The following is a 22,346-nucleotide window of genomic DNA, read 5'->3' on the forward strand; positions in this document are numbered from 1 at the left end:
GCTCGGTGTCCGATGCCGTGGACGCTAATCGGCCCGCCGCGCCTACCGATCCCAGGTTCCGGGCCGTGGGGCCCCGGCGTCGGTGATCACCGGGCGCCGTACCCTGGGCCCATGGACTCACCCAGCGGGCCGACCGGGACCTGCGTCCCGCGTGCCATGGTCATCGACCGTGCCTGGCGTGCGCTCGGGCCGGGGTTGGAGCCGCTCAGCGGGCCGGGCGGCAGCCCGCTGACCCGGACCGTGAAGCTGATCCTGCTGCCGCTGGTGGTCCGGCCGTCGCTGCACACCTCGCTGGCGGCGGACTTCCTGGAACCTTCGCAGGCCGCCGAGTTGGAACGGCTGATCCAGGAGGCCGGCGGGTGTCTGGCGGCGACCGCCGCCTGGTTCACGCTGCTCAAACGGGCCCGGCGGGCGCTCGGGATCGTCGCGGGCAACCCTCAGGACCTGTACTTCCAGCGCTGCTTCGAGCTGGCCACCGTGCACGGGGCCCCCGCACCCGGCGCCTCGGCGCCTGCTTCCCCCGCGCCCGGCGCCCCCTCGTCCCGCGCCTCGGCGCCCGGTGCCTCGGTGCGCACTGCGGAGGGCATGGCCCGGGCCGCCGTCCGCGAGATCGCGGAGGCGGGCGGCGGACGCACGGTGGACGCGCTCAGGGAGCACCTCGCCGATCCGGACCGCCGCGCCGCGCTCGACCGGACCCTGCTCGCGGCTTGGGAGGCACGGGAGTTGACGCCGCCGGGCGACCTGGCGGCTGTCTCGGCGCTGGCGGCGCTAACGGCGCTGGCGGCCGAGGTGCTCGACGCGTGCGGCGCGCCGAGCACCGGGCCCGACCCGACCAGCACCACCGGCGCCAGCACCGGCACCGGCACTCCGGACCGGACGGGCGCGGCGGGCGCGGCGGGCGCGGCGGCCTTCGCCGAACTGGTCGACAGCGGGTCGGGCAGTGCGCTCGGCCGGGCGCTGTGGGCGGGCCACGCGGACGCCCTGTGGGGGCGCGCGGACCTGCCCCCGCACCTGGAGCTGACCGCCCACCGGGTGCCGCCTCGTCCGGAGCCCGGCCGTGGCGCGTCGACCGCGACCCTTCCGCCGCCGCTCGACCGCACCCTGTTCGAGCGGGTGTTCACCGTCCTCCAGTCCTCGGGGCGGGACGCGGACCTGCCGCCCGTGCCGGAGCTGGTACGGCGCGAGGTCGGCCGAAGCTGCGGGCCGCTCGGCCTCGGTGACGAGAGCTTGCGGGTGGCCGTGGTCCTCGGTGGCTGCCTCGCGGTCGGCCTGGACCCGCTGGGTTCCGGGCGGCCGCCGGGGCCAGGGACCGCCGCCCACCGGCTGGTGAACCGCCGCTGGCAGCGCGAGGCGTCGGTCCTGCGGGCCCGCCGGATGACCACCGCACCCGACCCGGACGGCGGCACGCTCGCCGCACTCGCAGCGGAGCTGCGCAGCCCCTGGGTGGCCTACCTGCGCCGGCTCTGGGTCAGGCTGCACGGACGCGATGTGCGCGAGGCCCCGCTGGACGGCCCGGCCTCCGCGTGGGAACTGCTCGACGGGGTGGCCCGCTCGGTGCTGATGGACCACCGCGGCCGGGTGCGCAACGCCCTGCGCGCCCTCTCGGCGCCCGCCGTACCGCAGTTCGTCGAGGCGAGGAGCGCCTGATGTCCTGGCTCACCGTCGACAGGACCGCGGACGGCGAGGTCCGGGTCGTGCCCGGGACGACGCCCGAGATCCCCGAACCCGCCACCACCCGACCCGTGTTCGCGCAGGCGGGACTCGATGTCGCCGGTGCCGTTCTGACCTGGCCCGCACCCGGCGACCCGGGTCCGCCGACGGCCCTGGTGCACGACGGCGCGCGGGCGCAGCAGTGGCTCTGGGCACTGTACGGGCCACAGGCCGCAGCTGCGGTCGCCGCCTGCGCCGACGGGCGGTCCGGGCCTGTCACCGTGCCGGCCGGGCCGGCCGACCCACGGCTGTCCGCTGATGCAACCCGGCTCGCCCTCGGGCTGTGGGCGGCCCGGTGGTGGCCGGCCTCGGACCGGGACGGGATCCCGGCGCCGCCGGCCGACCTGCTCGGTCTCGAGCTCGCCGCGCTGGGCCACCGGTGCCAGCAGCTCTTCGACGGCTCCGGCGACCAGGTGGACGACTCCGCGGTGGATCTGCTCGATGCCCACCGGGCGGCGATCGGCCCGCTGTTGCGGTGGTGGCGCACGGCTGACGACCGGGCTCAGTTCGCGGCCCCTGTCCCGGTGCCGGCCCAGGTGGAGGAGGTGCTCCGGCTGGTCGACGCGCTGGCGGACCTCGCCGGGCTGGACGGGCCCGAACTCCGGCTGCTGCGGGAAGAGTTCGACGGCGCCGCGCCTGCGGGCGGCCCCCGGGAGGGCGAGCTGTCGCCGCTGTCGGGCTTCGGCGCACTGTTCGCCCGGCCGGGCGGGTACGCGCTCGCGGCGGGCGGGCCCGCGACGGGGGCCGGGGCCGGTGCCGGGGCCGGTGCCGGGTCCGGGTCCGGGTCCGGCCGGGTGATCGCGCGCGGCGTGGGGCAGTGCGACTGGCGGCGCTACCCGCCCGGTTTCGTCGACGCGGCCGAGGAGGCGGTCACCTGGACGGCCCGGGCGGAGGGGTCCGGTCGCCGGATCGAGGTCGAGGCGCTCGCGGGTGCCGTCGTACCGGCGGACGGTGTGTTGCTGGTCGCGCAGGTGCGGGTGGACGGTGAACCGGCCGGCCGGGTGCCGCTCGCGCGGCGGGACGACGTCTGGTTCGGCCGGGCGGACCTGGTGCTGCCCGAGGCGGCGGCGGCCCGGATCGAGGTGGACGTCCTACTGCCCGGATTCGGCGGCTCCGAAGACGGGCCCCCGGCCCCGGCGGCCGACCGCGAGGCGGTGCGCACCCTGGCTCGCCACCGGCTGTCCATGGCCGCCGGCCCCGTCCCGTACGACTCCCCTGCCCGGCCGTTTCTCGCCGAGATCGCCGCGACCGACGCCGCCGAGGACTTCTGACGCCATGCCTCCTGCCGATGCCCAGCACACGCCACCGCCGGACCCGGCGGACCCGACGGACCTCGCGGACCCGGCGGACCCCGGCGCGGCACCGCTGTTCGGTGAACCGTTCGACAGCGGGCTGGCGCAGTTCGAGGACCTCCAGCTCGCGGCCGACCTCGCGGCGGCGCTCGCCGTCCTCCGCCGCCTGCTGGCAGCCGCCGAGGCGCTCGACGACTCGCCCGATGTCCGCTTCCTGCGCGCCCATCTGCTGGCCAACAGTGCCATCGTCCGCCTCTCCGCCTCCGAACTCCTCTACGCCGACGATGACTTCATCGGCTCGCTCGACCTGCTCCGCTCCATCGAGGCCGCCCCGATGGGCCCGCGCGGACGGCAGCTGTGGCTGGACGTCCTGCTGAAGACGCTGCTGGGACGGGCCGAACTGCTGCGCCGGTCCGGGCGGCTGGACGAGGCCGCCGGGTGCCTGGACGAGGCGGACGCCCGGCTGCCCGGGTTCGCCGGGGACGGCACGCGCGCGGCCGAACTCGGCCACCACCGGGTCCTGTTGCTGATGGCGCGCAGCGAGTGGGGCGCGGCGGAGGAACTGGCACTGGCGGTGCTGGACACCACGCCCGCCGAGGTGGAGACCCGGCCGCGGCTGTTCACCGCGCTGGGGCTGGCCTGCGCCTCGACCGGGCGGTTCGACCCCGCGGAGGACTGGTTCACCCGCGCCGAGGAGGGCTTCGCGCTGCTCGGCGACGTCGGCGCACGGCAGGAGCTGATCGCCGACCGGGCGTACAGCGCGATGCGGCGCGGCGACTTCGATACCGCCGAGCGGCTCTTCGCCGAGGCTTCCGCCGTCTTCGAGCAGCAGCGCCGCTTCGGCGACCTGGCGGTCTGCGAGCAGGCCCGCGGCTTCCTGGCCGCACAGCGCGGGGACGCCGCCGGGGCCCGGGCCCTGGTGGAGACCGGGCTGGCGCGGTTCCAGCGGCTCGGTGCCTCGCTCGCGGCGGCGGACACCATGCTGCTGGCCGCCCGGCAGGCGTACGCCCGCGGTGACCTCGACGAGCAACGGAGGCTCACCGAGGGCGCCCGCGAGGTGTACCAGGCGCAGGGCGTGTACGAGCGCTGCGCACAGGCCGATCTGATGCTCGCGGCGAGCATCGAGGACTCCCTCGACCGGCTGCCGGGCGCCGACCCGGCCGCGACAGCCGACGCCGCGGCGGACAGCGCGCCGACGGCCGACGCCCCGACGGGCGACCGGGCGGCGGCGCTCGACGCGGCGCTCGCGCTGGCCGTCCCGGCGGCGCTGGCGGTCGAGGCGTTCCGCTTCGACTTCGCGACCGGCCACGCGCGCAGCCAGTGGCTGGAGGTGGCGCAGGAGGGGATGCGGCTGGTGTTCCGGCTGGCACAGCTGCGCGGGGACCAGGGGTTGCTCTTCGAGCTGGTCGAACACCGCTGCGCCGGGGCCGCGTTGACGCTGGACCGGGTGCAGGGCGGGACAGCGACGGCGGCCTTCCCGGACCCGGCGGCGAAGGTCCGTGCACCCGCGGCCGTCCCGGGGTCACCGGCCTCCCCGCTCGGTGCCGTCGCTGCAGAGGCCGCCGCGTCGGTCGGGCTGCGGGCGGTTCCTCCGCCGCCGGTGCTGATGTCGCCGGCCTCGCCGCGTACCGCGTTGCAGGAGTACGCGCAGGCCGCCCGGACCCGCTACCACCGGGCGGTCGTGAGCGGGCCCGCGGTGGCGTCGTGGTGACCGCGGGCGCGCCTGCGCGTCCGGTCGTGCTGCTCAGGCTCGCCGACGCTGGGGACCTCCATCTGACCTGGCGTTGGACGGCCGGCGCCCACGGCTACGGCAGCGGGTACGCGCCCGCCCCCGAGGTCGAGCAGGCGGTCCGGGCACTGGCGGCCGCCCTGCCGGGCCCGGGCGAGGCGATGCGGCACGCGCTGGGGGCGGGCGCGTTCGCCGACGGGCGCGGTGAACTCGGGCTGGCCCGGCTGCTGGCCGAGGCACTGTGGCCGCCGGGCCTGACGGAGCAATTGCGGCACGTGTCGGGGGTGGCGGGCCGTCCGGTGGTCCGGATCCAGCCCTCGCCCCGGGTCGCCCAGGTGCCGTGGGAGCTGCTCACGGTCGACACGGACGACACCCGGCTGATCGACCTCGCGGACGTCGCGACCGCTGCGCCGCTCTCGCTCCGCCGCCCGCCCGGTCCGCCGGGCCCGGACGGACCGCAGGAACCTCAGGAACCTCAGGAACCTCAGGCACCGCAGCCGCTTCGGGCACCACAGGCGCAGACCGCCGGACGGGACGCAGTCGTCCTGGTGCTCGACCCGAGGATCCCCGGGTTCCGCGCGGACTCCGTGCTCGGCTCGGTGCTCGGCCCGCCCGGCTCGGACCCGGCGCTGCTCGCCCTGGTGGGGCGTCACCTCGACTCGGGGACCGCGGTACCGGCCGTGGCCGCCCCGGCGGAGGCGTTCCGGCGCAGCGACCTGGACCGCGACTGGCTGGGCGGCGCGCTGCGCGCCGGCGCGCGCCGGCTGCTGTACGTCGGGCACGTCAGCGGCGCGCCGGTCGACGGCGGCCAGAGCGAGGACGCGGCGCTGCATCTCGCCTGCGGGGCGCAGGTCCCGGGCCTCGCCGAGCCGGTCCGCGGCCACCGTCCGCTGTCGGCGAAGGACCTGCTGCTCGGCACCCTGGCGGGACGACCGGACGGTGTGCCGGGAGCGCGGCTGTGGCCGGCGCCGCCGAGGGTCGCGTTGATCGCCTGCGAGAGCGGCGGGGACCTGCGCTTCGCCGAGTCCTTCGGGCTGGCGGCGGCGATGCTCCACAACGGCGCGGAGCTGGTCACCGCGACCCGCTGGACGCTGCCGACCAGCTTCGCCTTCCACCGGCTGGCGGGCCTGTCCGAGTCGGTCCGCCCGCTGTCGGAGGCAGTCCTTGCCGTCGACGCCGCCCATGACCGCCCGGACCCGGTCGGCGCACTCGGCGGCTGGCAGCGGGAGCAGCTGGCCCGCTGGCGTACCGGCCACCGGATCGAGCACTCACCGCTGCTGTGGGCGGCCCTCACCTGCATCACCGTCTGAGCCACCCGCCGACCGCCGACCGCCGAACACCCGAACTCAGCGCGTCGGCACCGCCGTGGAGGGTGTGGAGGGTGTAGTGGGCGTGGCGGGCCCGGCGTCGAGGCCCGTCCCGGGGCCGGTCTGGCTGGCGACCAGGTCCCGGTACGGGCCGCAGCGGGCGAGCAGTTCGCGGTGGCCGCCGGCGTCGACGACGGTGCCCCGGTTCATCATGATGACGTGGTGGGCGTGCTGGACGGTGGAGAGCCGGTGGGCGACCACGATGACGGCGCGGGTCGCGGCGAGTTCGGAGACGATCGCCCGGAACCGCTGTTCGTTGAGTCCGTCCAGCTGGCTGGTGGGCTCGTCGAGCAGGACGATCTCGGCGTCGGAGAGCAGGGCGCGGGCGAGTGCCATCCGCTGGCGCTGGCCGCCGGAGAGGTCGGATTCGCGGCCCAGCGGGGTGTCGAGGCCCTGCGGTAGGCGGGCGATGTCCTCGGTGAGGCCGACGGCGTCGAGTGCGGCGTCGAGTTCGGTGTCGTCGGCCCGGTGGGTGCGGCCGAGCTGGAGGTTCTCCCGAGCGGTGGCCTCCAGCAGGGTGAACGCCTGGTCGACGTAGGCGATCCGGCCGCGCAGCGCGTCCAGGGGCCAGCTCCGGACGTCGTGGCCGAGGACGGTGATGGTGCCGGCCGTCGGGCGGATGAACCGGTCGATCAGCGACAGGGTGGTGCTCTTGCCGGCCCCGGACGGGCCGACCACGGCGGTCAGGCCGGTGCGGGCGGTGGTGAAGGAGATGCCGCGCAGCGCGGGTTCCGTGGAGCCGCCGTGGGTGTAGCCGACGGAGCGGAAGACCACGGAGGGGGCGTCGGGCACCGGGGTGGGGACGGCTCGTTCGGCGTCCCTGGGGTCGGTCTCCGGGGGGAGGGCGAGCAGCTGGTTGCAGCGGTCCCGGGCGGCCAGGCCGGCCTGGAGGCGGCCGGTGCCGGTGGCCAGCGTGTTGACGGAGGGGATGGTCTGCAGCAGGTAGAGCAGGAAGGCGGCGAACTCGGCGACTTGGAGGTTCCCGGCGGCGAGGCGGGCGCCGCCGGTGAGGATCACGGCGATCATCGCGAGCTGGTTGCCGAGGGTGAGGACCGCGGGGATCAGCGAGCCGAGGCGGGCGCCCACCAGGGAGACGGCGCGCAGCCGTTCGGCGTCGGCGGCCAGGGCGCGGGCGGCCACCGGTTCGGCGCGGTAGGCCTTGATGGTGGTGAGGGCGTCGAGGTCGGCGGTGAAGCGCTGGGCGAGCTGTCCGACGGCGTCCTGCTGGCCGGTGACGTTGGCCCGCATCCGGCGCAGGATGAGCAGGACCAGGACGGTCAGGACGGCGAGCGCGAGTACCGTGACCAGGGTCAGTACCCAGTCGATCCAGACCATCACGACCAGGGTCGCCGCCACCGTCAGTGCGGCCAGCGGCAGTTGGACGGCGACCTCGACGACCTGGCGCAGCAGCAGGGCGTCGGAGGTGATCCGGGCGGCGATCTCGCCGGTGCCTTTGGTGCGGACGGTGGCCAGCGGCAGCCGCAGGGCGTGTTCCATGATGCGGACCCGCAGCCGGTAGGTCAGCCGTTCGCCGATGCGGGCCAGCAGGAACCCGGACAGCGCCTCGGCGAGGGCGCCGCCGAGCGCGGCCGCGCACATCAGCAGCACGTCGGGGGTGAGCGGGCGGTGGGCGGAGAAGTCGGTGATGATCTCGCGCACCAGCAGGGGGAGGGCGAGGATCGCGGCGGTGGCTGCGAGGGCGGCCAGCAGGGACAGGGCGAGCCGGACGGGCTCGGCGGTCAGCTCGGCGCGCAGCCGTACCGGGTCCGGCGGGCGGCTGGCGGTGCGGGTGCTCTGGTCGGCCACGGGCAGCCTCTCTGGTGGTACGAACGGCGGTGCGGCGACGGTGCGGTGGCCCGCGACGCCGGCGGGATCACGACATCGCCGGCCTGCGGCGTACGACGCCCCAGACCGGCGGAGTTGCTGGTCCGGGCCGCAGCGGGGTGTCGCCGCTGCGGCCCGGTGGGCCGGCCGGGCCGGTGGTGACGGCCCGGTCGGCTGTTCCGTGTTTCCCGCCCTACCGGACGGGCGGACGGGTCAGAGGCAGATCAGCGTGGAGACGGTGCTGGTGCCGCAGTTGAGGACGCTCAGCGAGCTGGTGCTCGCCAGGGTGTCGTCGATCGGGGCCGCCTCGGTCTCGGGCAGCTCCATGGTCTGGAGGTCGAGGATCGCCATGACTTTCTCCTTCATCTACTGAGGGTGAACAACCCGGCCGACGGCCGGGGGCCGTGGGTGCGCGGGGCGCACGGTCAGAGGCAGATCAGCGTGGAGACGGTGCTGGTGCCGCAGTTGAGGACGCTCAGCGAGCTGGTGCTCGCCAGGGTGTCGTCGATCGGGGCCGCCTCGGTCTCGGGCAGCTCCATGGTCTGGAGGTCGAGGATCGCCATGACTTTCTCCTTCTTCTGCGGAGGGTGTACAACCCGGCCGACGGCCGGGGCCTGTGGGGGCGCGGGTGCGCCCGGGGGTGGCGTACGGGCGGGGTGGGCCCGTCAGCCGGTGGTGGCAGCGGGCGGCGGTGTCGCCGCGCCGGGCCTGCCGGTCCAGGGGAGGAAGGGGGTGCCGGCCAGTGCGGTGCCGAGGGCGAGCAGCACTCCGGCCGAGCCGGTGGCCAGGTCCGCGGAGAGCCGCAGCAGTTGGTCGCCGGGGAAGGCGAGCTGCCCGCGGTAGGTGACCTGGTGCAGGGTCAGCAGGGTGCGCTGGCGTTGCAGCAGAGCGGTGGCGGCGGGTTCGGCGGCGCGGGCGCGGGTGAGCGCGAGGTAGCCGAGCAGTCCGGCCCTGCCGTTGAACAGGCCCGGCTGGATGATGAACTCGGGTTCCGCGGCGCGGCGGATCGCCTGCTCGTGCTCGGCCGCCGGGCTGTCGGGGCGGTGGGCGAGCAGGGCGTCCAGCGCGAGGCCGATGCCCGCGCTGCCGGTCTCGACGTAGGGCAGGACCCGGCGGCCGTCGACGACTTGGAGGGTGCCGTCGGTGACGGCGGTGCAGCGGTCCAGGTCGAGTTGGAGCAGGGTCTGCGCCTGGTCGAGCAGGGCCGGGTCGCCGGTGTACTCGTACAGCCGGACCAGGGCGAGTACCGTGCCGGAGGCCCCGGCCAGCAGGCCGGCCCGGCGCGCGGGGTCGCTGCGCCCGGCCTTCTCCAGGGTCCCGGCGGCGGAGCGGGTGAGGCTCAGGGCGTCGTCGAGCAGCCGCCGGTCGCCGGTGGCCTCGGCGAAGTGCAGCAGGGTCAGGGCGATGCCGGGTGCGCCGGTGGCCAGGTCGGGGCCGGGTTCGTCGTCGGGGGCGGCGGCCAGGCGGTGCAGCAGGCCGAGCGCGCTCTCGCGTTCGCCGAGCAGGTCCAGGACGTACGCCACACCGTGCCCGCCGGAGTACAGGCCGGGGGTGGTGGGGCGGGTCCTGGCGGCGTCGGCCAGCCAGCGCACGTGGTCGGGGTCGACGGCGGCGCCGGTGGCGTGCAGGGCGTAGAGCACGCCGGCCGCACCGTGGGCGAGGCCGGGGCCGCGCTGGGTGAACTGGGCGACGTCGCCGGGGAACAGCCGGTCCGTACGGTCGGGGGTGGCCATCGCGGCGATGCCGGCGGCGAGCGAGTCCCTGATCGCGGGCCAGTCGGGTTCGGGAGCGGCGAGCAGCGCGTTGGCCTCGGCGCGGCGCTGTCCGAGCTCGGGGCGGGCGGTGCGGCCGTCGCCGGGTGCGGCGGCGAGCAGGCGGCGGATGTCGTCGGTGTAGCCGGGTGGCACCGGGAAGCGCCGCTCGATGGCGTCGGCGAGTTCGTCCGCCTTCCCCGGGTCGAGGGCGGGGAGTTGGGCCAGCGGCAGGAACAGCCAGAGCCGGATCGCGGCCAGCCCGTACCGGTCGATCTGCGGGCCGGTGTACCCCGGGGGCGCGGTGAATCCGGCGGCGCCGAGCGCCGGCCGCAGGAACTCATCGACCGTGCTGGCGAGTTCGAAGTCGATGAAGCAGAGGCTGCCGTTCGGCCGGATGATCAGGTTGCGCGGGTGGAGGTCGCCGAAGACCACGCCGCGGTCGTGGATCCCGGCGAGCGTGCGCTCGAGCCGGTCCACGATGTCGAGTGCGTCGCGGGTGTACTCGGCGACGGCGGCCTCGTCGGTGCCGGGGTGGATCAGCGGGTAGCGGCTGGTCAGCCACTCGCTGAGGGAGCGTCCCTCGACGAACTCCTGGACCAGGAACTCGTGTTCCCAGGCCGTCAGCAGTCCGTACTGGGCGGGGACGCCGGGGACCCCGGCCAGCCGGTCCAGGATGGCGTGCTCGTTGCGCAGCCGTGTGATCGCGTCGACGCCGCGCTGGTCCAGGCCCGCGAACGGCCGGGCCTCCTTCAGTACGACCTTGGTGCCGCCCTCGCCGTCGCGGGCCAGGTAGACGCCGCCGGCGTTGGAGAAGTGCAGGACCCGCTCGATGGTGTACGGCAGTCCGGTGTCGCGCTGCGCCGCCCGTTCGGCGATGGCCGGGGCGAGGCGGGCGGGGACCGGCGCCCAGGCGGGGACGGCGAACCCGGCGCCGCGGACGTCGGGCACCAGCCGGCCGTCCGGCTCGGCGAGGGCGAGGACCCGCTCCCCCGCGTCGTTGCGGCAGTGGCGCTCGGCGAAGCCGCCGTACCTCAGGTAGAGCGGGCCCTCGCCCCAGCGCAGGTCGCTGAGGATGTAGGGGCCGCGGCGGCCGGCCAGCAGCAGGCCGAGGCCGTCGAGACATCGCTCCAGTTCGCCGTCGTCCACGGGGTAGAGGGTGCAGAACTTCCCGCTGGCGCCGCGCGGTGCGTACTTGGAGTTCTGGACGTGGAGGATGGGCAGACCGCGCAGGAACTTGAAGGTGATGCGCTCGCTCAGACAGAACGCGTGGACCTGCTCGAGGACCTGCTCGGCGTCCTCGGCGCACGAGGACACGTGGATCTTCCAGCCCTGCGCGGGCAGTCGGACGTCCACCGGCCGGACCACGGCCCAGATCTCCTGGTCCCCGCGCTCCCACCCCGCGGGCAGCGGCCGGCCGACGGCGGCGAACTCCTCGTGGGCGCCCCAGCGGCGGGGCGAGTCGTAGAAGAGCGGGTCGGCATAGGCATAGGCCTCGTACCGGTTGTCCAACGGAACCCTCCTCGGTGCGGGATGCGGCACAGGTGGGACTGCGGAGACGCCGGCGCACCGCCCGGGGGCCGATTTGAGCCCCGCCGCGATGCGACTATCCGAAGTGTTGGGTGCCCGGAGTTTCCTGCGCAACGGCGCGGACGCAGGTATTCCGGATGAATTTTCACCCCCGGCGCAGACGCCGCTCCCGGAACGAGCCGGGGTGCGAAAAAGTGCGCCCTCCGCCCGCGAACCGATCCACCGGGCCACCGGCCGGCACCGGGCACCCGTCACACCCCCACCCGACCCGCTTCGCCATACCCTGCTCCACCTGCATGGATGCCGACTGCGCGGGCAACCCACCACGGCACCGGCCGGCGGCAGCGCGCACGGGCGGACACCGGCGCACGTATGGGCGGAGTTCACCGCTCCGCCAACGATCCGACACCGAGCCGGGCTTGCACATTACTCGAATCGGCGTGAACGAATGACCTTTGATCGCGTTAACGTTCTAATTAAGATCGGATTTCTTCGACGTGGCCAAGGCCGGATCTGCTCCCCCGAATCCAAGCCCGGATCCGAACCCGGACCCGGGCGCCTGCCGAACTCACACCCCGCCGGGCGAGTTCACCGTCAGCCCGTCCGTCCAGCTGCGCTGCTCCGCCGTGTCGGGGACGGCCAGCCCACGGGCGCGCCCGATCGCGTCCCAGGCGGTGCCGGGGTCGACACCCTCCAGGATCAGCACCGATGCGGCGAGCAGCGAGGAGCGTCCGATCCCGGCGCGGCAGTGGGTGACCACATGGGCGCCCGCGCGCAGCCGTCGGGCGAGGTCCCGCAACGCGGGCAGCACCGTGCGCAGGTCGGGAACGGTCCGGTCGGGGATGGGTATCGGGACGAAGTCCAGCCCGGCGGCCACCGCCTCGCGCGCCTCCTCGGCGAGTCCGAGCTCCTCCGACTCGGGGCCCGTGAGCGCGCAGACCAGGACGTCGACGCCGGCCCGCCTGAGCGCGGTCATCTCGTCCGACAGCCAGTCGTGTCCCCGGGGCCTGGCCATGGTGCTCAGCCGTCCCGGGAGGGGCAGGTCGACGGTGAAGAGGGCAGGTCGCATACGGGCAGCATCCTTCCGATCGGGAACTGACGGACAGTCACATGTGAAGGCAACGGCAGACGGTAACGGCGCTGCCGGACACCTGAGAAACGCGCGCATCAACGGCCGGGCACTCAACGCCCCATGTTCAACGGCCTGCGCTCAACGGCAAACGCTCAACGGCCCACACCCAACGGCCTGGCCCCGGCAGCCGCCGCTCGGCGGCCTTCGCTCAGCGGCCGGCGCCGAGCACCTGCTCCAGGTCGAGCCCGTCCTCGTCGTCCGGGCCGCCCGCCACGAAGGCGTCGACGGCCGGGGCCGTGTCCAGTCGCCCCTGCCAGGTGCGCACCACCACATGCAGCGGAGTCAGATCATATGACTGGCGGGAGTCCTCCAGCGCCTCGGCCCAGTCCCGTTCGAAGGCGGGAAGCCACCGCTCCGCACGCCGGTCGGCCCGGATCCGGGCGACCAACCGGGCGGCCGCGGCGGGAGCCGGCACCGGCGGCAGGGCCGGCACGTGGTCGGGCTGAGCACTCATCGGGTCCTCCGCACAAGGGTGTCCGTGGTCACGGTACGCCACCCGGGCGGCGGCCGGAGGGGGTCCGGGGATCCCGGCGTCGCCGTACGCCCCGCCGGGTCCGGAGGGGAGGACGGTCAGAACGGCTCGTCCTCGTCGTCCGGGATGACGTGGACCGCGGCCTCCTCGGCCGAGGCGGCGGCGCCGTCGATGCCCACGTCCGCCGCGAAGGTGTTGGGCCCGGGCGCGTCGGTGGCCGCCAGCCGGCCGGCCCGGACCACGCCGACCTCACGGTCCCACGGCTCACCGTCCGTATCGGAGGTGTCCCCGATGCCGTCCCCGTCCCGGTCCAGCGACTGCGGTCCGTCGTCGGGGTTCTCCTGGGCGAGCCGCTGGTCCAGGGTCTCGCCCCGGCGCTGCTCCTCGACCGTGGTGCCCCGGCGCTCGACCGCGAGGGGCCGCTCGGGCGGTGTCCAACCCTCGTCGTACGGGTCGGCCTCCCGCTGGCTGAGGGTGTCCTCGGTGTCCAGCACACCCGCGTCGTCGACGACGTCGCCCGCCTCGGGCTGATAGACGTCGTCGCCCCTCGCGTTCTCCGTCCCGGCCATGGCGTACGTCCTCTCGTGCGACTCCGGCGCCCGCGTCGCCGCTGCTGTCCGCGTCGGTGGGTACGTCCGCCGACGTACGGCGGCGCCCGCCGACCCGTACCCGGGCGGAGCGCACTCCGCCACCGGCGCGGCCTGCCGGGCGTGGGACGCGCGGCAGCCCGGTACCGGTCGCGACCGCGGTCACGGCGGTACGCGGCCGGGCGGTCACGGGCGGGTCGCCCGTCACTGCCCCGCACACCGCCGCTTCCGTACGCCGCCGCCTGCCGAGATCGCGGCGGCACTCGCGGACGCGTGGCACGTCTCCAGATTAAGGGCCCGCGCCCCGCCATGGTCACTCAACCGGTCCGGCGCCCCGCCGCCCACCGCTCCCCCGGCCCGCGAGAGGCGCCACGGAAGGGCCGGACACCGGCCGACGGCCTGCTCCCCGGGCCGGCGTCAGCCGCACGGCATCGCGGGTCGGTCACCCTCCGGATGAGGCACGGAGCTGCCCGCGAGGCGCCTGCGGAGGCATCCCACCGTGGCCCGCCCGCACGGGGCGCCCACATCGCCGTCCTTGGCAGGACCTGGCCGGCAAGGCCGAGCCCACCGGCGCCATGGCCGCACTCCAGACTCCAGCACGACAGCGAAGCCCTCCGCCAGCGACTCACTGAACACGCCTGCTCCAGGACTCGGCACACCGGCGATCCACCCCGGGGCCACAGTCCGCAAGCCCGGGGACGCGGCCCGGCGCTAGGGCGCCACCGCGAAGCCATCCCCCGGACGCCCGTATCGGCGAGCGGCCGGGCCCTGATTCTCCGTGGCATCGGCTCCCTGGGACCGGTAGCGTAGCGATCTTCGCCGGGCCCGGGCCCGGTGGAGTCCCGAAGGCGGACGCCGATGACCGACCCTGCTGTGAGAGCTGCCGAGCTGCGCCTCGACGCCGCCCTCGAGCGCCTGACCGCCGCGTTCCGGACCGCGGTGGCGCGCCCGGAGGAGCACAACTGCGCGTGCCACTGGGGCAGTGCCGAGGAGCTCGCCCTGTTGAAGGTGCCCGGGGCGGAGCTGGATCCGGACCTGCTGCGGCGGACCTGGCAGGCTCCCGACTGGGACGATCACGCCGCGGTGCTGCGCCGGATCCTCCCGCAACTCGCCACGGCGCTCGCCTACCCCGGCTCCGAGTCCTTCCGCTACCGGGCGGAGATCGGGCTGTCGCTCCACCGCGGCGACTGGCAGGGGTGGCCGCCGCAACAGGCCGCGACCGTACGGGAGTTCCTGCACGCCTTCTGGGCGCTCGGCCTGGTCGTACCCGAGCGGGTGTCGCACGCCGGCACGACCCTCGTGCTCTGTGTCGAGGCTTCCGGCGAGCTGGCGCCCTGGCTCGACGCCTGGGCGGCGCTGGACCATCCGGTGGCCGACCGGGCCTTGGCGGAGGCGGTCGAACTCTGGGAGGACGACCTCCTCGCGGAAGAACTCCCTTGGTACACCTGGCACGACCGGGACAGCCTGCTGGCCACGCTCACCGCCTGGCTCACCCACCACGCCCCGGCCCGCGTGACCCGGTAGCAGCGCAGGACGCCGGTCAGGTGCCGGACGGCATGTCAGGTGCCGGGCGGAACGGACAGCGGCGGTGCGGCCGGGGCGGGGCCGAGGGTGGTGGTGCCCGGGGCCGAGCGGTGACCGAGGCCGGTGCGGTAGACGTCCAGGGCCGCCTCGGTCCGGCCGGTGCGGCGCAGCAGGTCCCCGAGGAGGCGGCAGAGGTCGGCGAGGTCGCCTGCGGCGCCCGCGCGTTCGAGCAGTGAGAGGGCCCGGACGTAGTGTTCCTCGGCGCGCTCGGGGTCGCCGCGGTCGTCGGCGATCAGGCCGAGCAGGCGGTGCGCTCCCGCGGCGTGGACGGCGCCCCGGTCCGGTCCGATCCGGTCGAGGAGCCGTTCGAGCAGGTCGGCGGCGTCGGCGGCGCGGCCGCGGCGGCGCAGGACGTCGGCGAGTTCGACGTCGACCTGGTCGGTGAAGAGGGCGGCCTGCCGGGACGCCAGCATGTCGCGGGCGGTGCGCAGTTCGCGTTCGGCGGCGTCGAGGTCGCCGGACTGGGCGTGGACGTACCCGCGCATCCAGTGGCATTTGGCGAGGTCGGTGGTGAGGCGCAGCCGCTGGTAGAGCTCCTGGGCCTTGGCGAGGGAGGCGTCGGCCTCGGCGGTGCGGCCTTCGGCGATCAGGGTGCGGGCGACGCTGCGGTGCATTCCGGCGACCAGGGCGGGGTCGGTGGCGCCGGGTGCGAGGGCGAGGGCGAGTTCGGCGGCCTGCGCGGCGCGGGCGTGGGCGCCCATGTCCATGTACGGGCCGATGGCGGCGGAGTAGAGCAGCAGCAGCGCGTCGGGGTCGTGCAGTCCGCCGGCGTTGAGCCGGTCGATGGTGGTCTCGAGCAGGTAGCAGGCGTAGCGCAGTTCGCCGGCGAGCAGGTGGGCGACGGCGCGGCCGCGGATGGCGGCGGCGCGCCGGGGCAGGGGCTGGTCGGCCTGCAGGCGTTCGGCGGTCTCGAAGTGTTCGCGGGCCTCGGTGAGGTGTCCGGCTTCGAGGGCGCAGTCGCCGAGGCCGAGCAGGGCGGCGGGGCGTAGCGCGTCGGCGCCGTGGCGGCGGGCGGTGTCCAGGCAGGCGGCGAAGCGTTCGGCCGCGTCGGCGGTGTCGCCGGCGGCGAGGGCGCCGTGGGCCTCGGTGAGGGCGAGGCGCAGTTCGGTGTCGAGGTGGGCCGGGCGGCCGGTGGCGAGTTCGTCGTAGGTGACGCCGAGGCGTTCGGCGAGGTGGCGCAGGGCGGCCTCGGAGGGGCGGACGCGGCCGGCCTCCAGGGTGGAGACGTAGGCGGCGGTGTAGGCGGGTTCGGCGAGTCTGCGCTGGGTCAGGCCCTTTTCGCGGCGCAGGTGTTGGATCCTTCGGCCGATGTCGGCGGGGTCGCTGCGTTCGGTCATGGCTGCCTCTTCACGTCGATCACCGGCCATTGTTGCGCCGGGCGTTGCCCCGGGCGTAGGGGCGGCCCTACATTAACTCAGCACTTAAGCCTGATTATCCGTCAACTTAACATCAGTTCCGGAGGTCAATCCCTTGCGCAGAGCCCGACTCACCGCCCTCGCCCTGGCCGGCGTCACCGCCGTCGCCGCACTCAGTGCCACCACCACCGCCGCGGCCGCCCCAGGCCCCAGCTCCCCCGGCCCGTCCGCCGCCGCAGGTGCCGCCCCCGCAGGCGCCGCTGCGGCAGGTACCGCTGCGGCGCGTTCGCACGAGGTGGAGGCGTTCGGCGAGGACGGCAGCATCAGCCGGGCCCGGGTCCCCGGGTCCTCCCCGTTCGCCGCCCCGAAGCTCGCGGCCCCGCGCGCGGCCGGGGACGGCACCGTCACCCCGGTGGTCCACAACGGCAGCACCGCCGCCAAGCTCGACGTCGTCGTCATCGGCGACGGCTACACCGCCGCCGAGCAGGACAAGTTCCACGCGGACGCCGCCACCAAGTGGCAGGAGATCACCGCGGTCGAGCCGTACCGGACCTACCGCGCGCTGTTCAACGTCTGGACGGTGGACGCCGTCTCGGCCGAGTCCGGCGCCTCCGGCGACCCGGACCGCACCACTGTCCGCAACACCGCGCTCGGCTCGTACTTCTGGTGCGAGGACATCGAGCGGCTGCTGTGCGTCGACACCGACGCGGTCGACCGGTACGCGGCCAAGGCGCCGCAGGCGGACCTGGTCATCGTGGTCGCCAACACCGCCAAGTACGGCGGCGCCGGCTACAACGACATCGTCTCCCCGCTCGGCTACTCGGGGATAGCGACCGTCGCCGGCGGCAACGACCGCTCCGGCCAGATTGCCGTGCACGAGACGGGTCACTCGCTGGGCAAGCTCGCCGACGAGTACTTCTACGACGGCGGCGGCACCTACCAGGGGGACGAGCCAGCCGAGGCCAACACCACCACGCTGACCGCCGCCGACCTGCGCCGCACCCGCACCAAGTGGTACCGCTGGCTCGGCCGCCCCTCCCCCGACGGCGGCACGGTCGGCACCTACGAGGGTGCCGGCTACTACCCGTCGGGGCTCTACCGGCCGACCGACAACTCGATCATGCGGTCGCTGGGACGGGAGTTCAACCTCCCCGGGCGCGAGGCCATGATCGCGGGCTTCTACCGGTACGCCTCCCCGCTGGCGAGCGACACCCCGGCCGGAACGGTCCTGCACCGCGGCGACCGGCTCACCGTCCAGCTCCCCGCGCCCGGCACTCGGCTGCGCTGGTACCTCGACGGGCGCGAGGTGCGGGGCCTGCGCGACCGCGCCACCGTCCGGATCGCCGACCTCGACCTGGCGGGGCCGCGCTTCCTGCACCACTGCCTGACCGCGGTGGCGACCGACCCGACCGACGCCGTCATCGACCCCGAGCTGCGCACCGCGCTCACCGACGCCGTGACCTGGCAGGTCACCCGCTGACCTCCGTGGGGCACCGGCAGCCCTCGCCGGTGCGGGCTCAGTCGCCGTCCGGGCCGTCCTCGTCCCCGAGTTCCACCCGGACGGCGACGAGCCCGCCGTCGGCGTCGAAGTCCGCGAAGGCGGGGAACCAGCCGTCGCCGCACCCGGTCATCGCGAACAGCACCTGCGCGCCGCCCACCCGCACTGCGCCGGATCCGGTGGCGGAGCCCCGGACCTGGCGCATGACCTGCCAGTGGTGGGAGTGCGGCCGCAGGTCGAAGGCCAGGCCGCGCCGCGGGTTCGCCTCCTTCCACTCCGCGAGGGCCTCCGCCCGTTCGAGGGCCTCGGCGGGCGGGAGGCCCGTCCAGCCGTACGAGTCCTCCTCGCCGGGCTCCCCCAGCCGGGGCGCGCCGAACGCGGCGGCCGCCTCGTCCTGGTGGAGGCCCCAGAACGCCACGTCCGCGAGGCCGTCCACCGGTTCGTCGTGCTGCCAGGCCGCCAGCGCGTCGGCGTCCGCGAACGCCAGCCGGGCCCAGTCCACACCGATCACCCCGAGCGGGACGGACCGGGCGACCGGCGCGTCCCGTACCAGGACCCGGAACCGCGCCCAGCCGTCCCCCTCCTCCCAGTCGCCGCCGTCGTCGTCCCCGCCGTCCCCGTCGTACGCCGCCCGGGTGGCGAGTACGGGCAGCGCGACGTCCTTCGGCAGTCCGCCCAGCGCGACGAACGGGACGCCGGAGACGGAGAAGCTCCCGCCGCCCCGAGCAACGCAGCGGCGGGCACGGTCGCGGTGCGGCACCCCGTCCGGCAGCTCCTCCAGGCGGGCGTCGAGCCCGGCGGCTCCGCAGTGCGCGATGAACCGGGCGGTCAGGTCCGCCACCTCGTCCACCGGGACGTCGTACAGCACCGGGCCGGGCTCCCCGTCGATGGAGCGGGCCGCGGCTTCGGCGTCGGGGCCGGTCACGGCGAGGTCGACCACCGGTCCGTGGTCGAGCTCCGGGTCGGGATCCACGGCGCCCGGGGACGCGTCGCCGCGCCAGAGCCCGAGGTAGCCGCCGTCCACGACCAGCAGCTCACCCGAGGGACAGGTGACCTCACCCAGCATCAATGTCTCAGCCATGGCGCAGGACTCTAGACGCTCCCACCGACGTTCCCGGAGCCAGGGGCCGGGATCCGGGGGCCGGGGCGGGCGTACACCCAGGAGGGCGAACGCCGGGGGCGCCGCCGCGCGCTGCCGGGCCGGGCGGGTGACTCCGGCCAGAATCGACCTGATCACAGCGCCACCGAGTCACCGAGTCACCGAGTCACCGAGCGAGAGGACCATCCCATGCCCGACTTCCGCCCGACGCAGGACCGTGTGATCGTCAAGCCGATCGGGGAGGCGGCCCGGTCGGCCACGGACACCCGGCAGGGCGAGGTGGTGGCGGTGGGACCCGGCCGGTCCCTGGAGGGTGGCAAGCCGCACCCGGTGGACGTCAAGGTCGGCGAGCGGATCGTGTTCCCCGGCTTCTCCGGCTCGGAGATCGAGGTGGAGGGAGAGGTTTACGTGGAACTGCCGGAGGACGAGATCCTGTCGGTGTCCGCGGAGTAGCGCGCCTGCAGGCCCGCCCCGCCGCGCGGTCAGCCGCCCGCATCCCCGGCTCCCGCCCCCGCTGCTGCGGCGGCCGCGTCGACCAAAGCGCCGACCACCGCCGCGACCACCGGTTCGGGCCCGGCCGCCCCGGCCCGGTGGTGGACCGACACCACCCGGTGTCCGACGCCCGGCAGGGCCGCGGCGGCCACCCGGCCCTGCGGGACACCGGCCAGCGCGAGCAGCGGGACGACGGCCGCGCCGAGCCCGGCCTCGACCAGGGCGAGCACGGCGGGGAACTCCATGCAGACGTGGGCGCGGCGCGGGGTCAGCGCGTGTTCGGCGGCGAGCCGGGCCAGTGCCTGGCCGCAGGCGGACTCCGGCGGTGCGGCGATCCAGGGCACCGCGGCCAGGTCGGCGACCGTCCGGATCCGGGCGGCCCAGCCCGGCGGCACCACGATCCGGTACTCGTCCTCCAGCACCGTGCGGACCGCGATCCCCGTACGCCGTTCCCGGTCACCGGTCCCGGCCGGGGCGGCGGCGGAGGCGGAGGCGGAGGCGGAGGCGAGTGCGGCGTCCTGTTCGGCGATGACCACGTCGACGGCGCCGGTCCGCAGTTCGCGCAGTGCGGCCTGCCCCTCGGTGTCGACCACGCTCAGCTCGATGTCCGGGTGGTCGACGGCGAGCCGGCCGATGGCGGGGACCACCAGGTGCCGTACCGCCGTGGGGAACGCGGCGACCACCACCCGGCCGACCGCCCGGCCGGACAGTGCGGCCAACTCCCGCCGAGCATCGGCGAGTTCACGTTCGATCCGCTCCGCGCGGGCGGCCAGCAGGCGGCCGGCCGCGGTGAGTTCGACCCGGCGGTGGGTCCGGTCGAGGAGCTTGACCCCGGTCTCGCGTTCCAGTTGGGCGATCTGCTGCGAGACCGCGGACGGCGTGAGGTGGAGCAGCCGGGCGCCCTCCATCACGCCGCCGCGTACGGCCACGGCGTGCAGGACCCGCAGCCTGCGGGGGTCGATCTCCATCCGGGGCGCCTTCCGCTTCACCGTGACTGTCGCATCGCTTAAGAAACTATCGCTTGAACTTCAGTTTTCCTTCATCGAAGGTGGGGTCATGACTTCCAGCCAGACTTCCGCCGCCCGGTCCACCGGCCCCGACCTCCGGGTCCAGTTCGATGCGGAGGTCACCTTCCGCAACGGCGGCGGCCTCCAGGTCCAGGGCTTCCGCCTGGACCTCGACCGCCTGGACCTCGACCGCCCGGACCTCGATCGCCCGGACCTCGACCGCCCGGAGGTGGACGAGCCGGCGCTGGCCGCGCGGTTCGTCCGTGAGCTGGGCCTGCTCATGGTCGACCGGGTGACGCTGGACCGGATCACCGTGATCCGGGAGCAGCACAAGGGGCCGCGCGGCGATGCACAGGCGCAGGCGCCGGTGTCGGACGGTGCCCGCCGGCTGGTGGAGCTCAGCCACCCGATCCACCACGGCATGGTCACCTACCCGGGCCTGCCGGGACCGGAACTGAGTGACCATCTGTCGCGTGAGGCCTCGCACGACCACTACGCCGAGGGAACCGAGTTCCAGATCGGCCGGATCAGCATGGTCGCCAACACCGGTACCTACCTGGACACCCCGTTCCACCGGTTCGCCGACGGGCCCGACCTGTCGGGCATCGGTCTGGAGCGGCTGGTGGACCTGGACGGGCTGGTGGTCCGGGTGGGCCACGAAGGGGTGGACCCGGACGACCCCGGCCGGGCCATCGGGCCGCTGGTGTTCGCGCCGTACCGGGTCACCGGCCGTGCGGTGCTGGTGCACACGGGCTGGGACCGGCACTGGGGCACCGGGCAGTACGGGAGCGGGAACCCGTTCCTGACCCGGGAGGCCGCCGAGTGGCTGGTCTCGCAGCGGCCCGCGCTGGTCGGCATCGACTCGCTCAACATCGACGACACGGCCGACGGCACCCGTCCGGCGCACACGCTGCTGCTGGAGGCCGGGATCCCGGTGGTGGAGCACCTGCGCGGCCTGGAGCAGCTCCCGGCGGACGGCTTCCGCTTTCACGCGGCGCCGCCGCGGATCGCCGGGCTGGGGACCTTCCCGGTGCGGGCGTTCGCGGTGACCACCGCCCCGGCGGACGGGGGCGGCGCCCGGTGAACCTGGCCGTGGCGCTGGTCGGGTGGGCCGCCGCGGCGGCCCTGCTGGCGGCGTACGCCCTGGTCTCGGCGGGCCGCCTCGACGGGTCGGGCCGGGCGTTCCAGCTGCTGAACCTGGCCGGGGCGGCGGGGCTGACGCTGAACTCGGCCGCCCACCGGGCCTGGCCGTCGGTCGCGCTCAACGCGGTCTGGATCCTGATCGGCGTGGCCGCGCTCGCGGGGATGTCCTCCGCCGGGACCCGCCTCCGCCGCCACCCCCGCTCCCGCCGGAGCCGGTCAGCGGGCGGCAGCGGCGGTGGTGGTGGCGGCGGGCTCCGGGAAGACCTGGCCGAGCAGGCGCCGTAGGGCCGAGCGGTCCTCGGCGTCCAGCTGGTCGAGGCCGGCGAGGCCGGAGATCAGTTCGGCGCGGATCAGGCGGACGGTCTGCTCGCCCTGCTCGGTCAGCAGGACGTTCTTGACCCGCCGGTCGGCGGCGGCCACCTCGCGGCGGACCAGGCCGCGGGCCTCCAGGCGGTCGACGATCCCGGTGACGTTGGAGGCGTCGCAGGCCAGCAGGTCGGCGAGGGTGCGCATGGGCATCGGGGTGCGGAGCAGGCTGAGCATCTTGCCCTGCATCAGGGTGAGTCCGCGTTCGGCGGCCACCGTGGCGAAGCAGCGGTAGTAGGCGGCCGCGGCCCGGGCGAGCTGGTCCATGAGCTCGACGGGCGTGGGGGCGGCGGCCGGCCGGGGCGCAGACTGGGTCATGGGTCGAGTGTAGGCGAGATTACTTGACATCCTCAACGATCGAGGATTACCTTCACAAATTAGTTGAAGACCTCAACCATCCAGGCCCTC

At 75.2% G+C, this 22,346-nt stretch carries 20 protein-coding genes; 9 read left to right on the top strand and 11 right to left on the bottom strand.

Features of this window, described 5'->3' with window-relative positions; genetic code table 11:
• Positions 1-111: 111 nt before the first annotated feature.
• From AA75_RS38485 to AA75_RS52965, 4 genes are read left to right on the top strand one after another with little or no spacing between them, the layout of a single operon-like run.
• Positions 112-1,647, top strand: a complete 1,536-nt coding sequence (locus tag AA75_RS38485) for a hypothetical protein (protein ID WP_051814141.1) — start codon at positions 112-114, stop codon at positions 1,645-1,647.
• Positions 1,647-2,981 (top strand): hypothetical protein, encoded by a 1,335-nt coding sequence (locus tag AA75_RS38490; protein ID WP_033825095.1) that lies wholly within the window; start codon positions 1,647-1,649, stop codon positions 2,979-2,981. Before AA75_RS38485 ends, AA75_RS38490 begins: the two co-directional genes overlap by 1 nt.
• 4 nt (positions 2,982-2,985) lie before the next feature.
• Positions 2,986-4,713 carry a hypothetical protein gene (locus AA75_RS52960; RefSeq protein ID WP_033825096.1) on the top strand — a complete coding sequence of 576 codons (1,728 nt, stop codon included), beginning with the start codon at positions 2,986-2,988 and terminating at the stop codon, positions 4,711-4,713.
• 26 nt (positions 4,714-4,739) lie between these two features.
• Positions 4,740-6,041, top strand: coding sequence for a CHAT domain-containing protein (locus AA75_RS52965; protein ID WP_233289373.1), 1,302 nt, complete (start codon positions 4,740-4,742; stop codon positions 6,039-6,041).
• Positions 6,042-6,077: 36 nt separating this feature from the next.
• Here the strand turns inward: AA75_RS52965 and AA75_RS38505 are convergent, their stop codons facing one another.
• The 7 genes from AA75_RS38505 to AA75_RS38525 form a co-directional block, all read right to left on the bottom strand.
• Positions 6,078-7,904: an ABC transporter ATP-binding protein gene (locus AA75_RS38505; RefSeq protein ID WP_233289374.1), complete on the bottom strand. Its 1,827-nt coding sequence runs from the start codon at positions 7,902-7,904 to the stop codon at positions 6,078-6,080.
• 231 nt (positions 7,905-8,135) lie between these two features.
• Positions 8,136-8,288: a SapB/AmfS family lanthipeptide gene (locus AA75_RS48610; protein WP_233289375.1), complete on the bottom strand. Its 153-nt coding sequence runs from the start codon at positions 8,286-8,288 to the stop codon at positions 8,136-8,138.
• Positions 8,289-8,347: 59 nt separating this feature from the next.
• Positions 8,348-8,485: a SapB/AmfS family lanthipeptide gene (locus AA75_RS48615; RefSeq protein ID WP_107452462.1), complete on the bottom strand. Its 138-nt coding sequence runs from the start codon at positions 8,483-8,485 to the stop codon at positions 8,348-8,350.
• 102 nt (positions 8,486-8,587) lie between these two features.
• A complete protein-coding gene (gene lanKC / locus AA75_RS38510; RefSeq protein ID WP_033825097.1) occupies positions 8,588-11,185 on the bottom strand; it encodes a class III lanthionine synthetase LanKC in 2,598 nt (865 codons plus the stop codon).
• 586 nt (positions 11,186-11,771) lie between these two features.
• The gene (locus AA75_RS38515; protein WP_033825098.1) at positions 11,772-12,272 is read right to left on the bottom strand and encodes a tyrosine protein phosphatase; all 501 of its coding nucleotides are present in this window, start codon (positions 12,270-12,272) and stop codon (positions 11,772-11,774) included.
• Positions 12,273-12,483: 211 nt separating this feature from the next.
• On the bottom strand, positions 12,484-12,789 hold the full coding sequence (locus AA75_RS38520; RefSeq protein ID WP_033825099.1) for a DUF6247 family protein: 306 nt from the start codon (positions 12,787-12,789) through the stop codon (positions 12,484-12,486).
• A gap of 116 nt (positions 12,790-12,905) precedes the next feature.
• The gene (locus tag AA75_RS38525) at positions 12,906-13,376 is read right to left on the bottom strand and encodes a DUF5709 domain-containing protein (protein ID WP_033825100.1); all 471 of its coding nucleotides are present in this window, start codon (positions 13,374-13,376) and stop codon (positions 12,906-12,908) included.
• Between the two features lie 876 nt (positions 13,377-14,252).
• On the opposite strand from AA75_RS38525, the gene AA75_RS38530 reads away from it, so the two are divergent.
• On the top strand, positions 14,253-14,918 hold the full coding sequence (locus AA75_RS38530; protein WP_149038631.1) for a hypothetical protein: 666 nt from the start codon (positions 14,253-14,255) through the stop codon (positions 14,916-14,918).
• A gap of 35 nt (positions 14,919-14,953) precedes the next feature.
• Here the strand turns inward: AA75_RS38530 and AA75_RS38535 are convergent, their stop codons facing one another.
• Positions 14,954-16,315 (bottom strand): helix-turn-helix transcriptional regulator, encoded by a 1,362-nt coding sequence (locus AA75_RS38535; protein ID WP_033825101.1) that lies wholly within the window; start codon positions 16,313-16,315, stop codon positions 14,954-14,956.
• Between the two features lie 133 nt (positions 16,316-16,448).
• On the opposite strand from AA75_RS38535, the gene AA75_RS38540 reads away from it, so the two are divergent.
• Positions 16,449-17,813, top strand: a complete 1,365-nt coding sequence (locus AA75_RS38540; RefSeq protein WP_033825102.1) for a M64 family metallopeptidase — start codon at positions 16,449-16,451, stop codon at positions 17,811-17,813.
• Between the two features lie 37 nt (positions 17,814-17,850).
• Here the strand turns inward: AA75_RS38540 and AA75_RS38545 are convergent, their stop codons facing one another.
• Entirely contained in the window at positions 17,851-18,912 is a 1,062-nt protein-coding gene (locus tag AA75_RS38545; RefSeq protein ID WP_033825103.1) for a hypothetical protein, read from the bottom strand.
• A 207-nt stretch (positions 18,913-19,119) separates the two neighbouring features.
• On the opposite strand from AA75_RS38545, the gene AA75_RS38550 reads away from it, so the two are divergent.
• Positions 19,120-19,383, top strand: a complete 264-nt coding sequence (locus AA75_RS38550; protein WP_033825104.1) for a co-chaperone GroES — start codon at positions 19,120-19,122, stop codon at positions 19,381-19,383.
• 29 nt (positions 19,384-19,412) lie between these two features.
• Here the strand turns inward: AA75_RS38550 and AA75_RS38555 are convergent, their stop codons facing one another.
• Positions 19,413-20,390 (bottom strand): LysR family transcriptional regulator, encoded by a 978-nt coding sequence (locus tag AA75_RS38555; RefSeq protein ID WP_051814144.1) that lies wholly within the window; start codon positions 20,388-20,390, stop codon positions 19,413-19,415.
• Positions 20,391-20,478: 88 nt separating this feature from the next.
• On the opposite strand from AA75_RS38555, the gene AA75_RS53835 reads away from it, so the two are divergent.
• Entirely contained in the window at positions 20,479-21,513 is a 1,035-nt protein-coding gene (locus tag AA75_RS53835) for a cyclase family protein (protein ID WP_051814145.1), read from the top strand.
• Positions 21,510-21,857: a hypothetical protein gene (locus AA75_RS38565; RefSeq protein WP_063794525.1), complete on the top strand. Its 348-nt coding sequence runs from the start codon at positions 21,510-21,512 to the stop codon at positions 21,855-21,857. The genes AA75_RS53835 and AA75_RS38565 overlap by 4 nt, the downstream gene beginning before the upstream one ends.
• Here AA75_RS38565 and AA75_RS38570 read toward each other — a convergent pair.
• Positions 21,789-22,256: a MarR family winged helix-turn-helix transcriptional regulator gene (locus tag AA75_RS38570; protein ID WP_033825105.1), complete on the bottom strand. Its 468-nt coding sequence runs from the start codon at positions 22,254-22,256 to the stop codon at positions 21,789-21,791. The two genes, AA75_RS38565 and AA75_RS38570, sit on opposite strands and share 69 nt — an antisense overlap.
• Between the last annotated feature and the right edge of the window lie 90 nt (positions 22,257-22,346).

Source organism: Kitasatospora sp. MBT63 (genome assembly GCF_000710465.2).
Taxonomy (GTDB): Bacteria; Actinomycetota; Actinomycetes; order Streptomycetales; family Streptomycetaceae; genus Kitasatospora.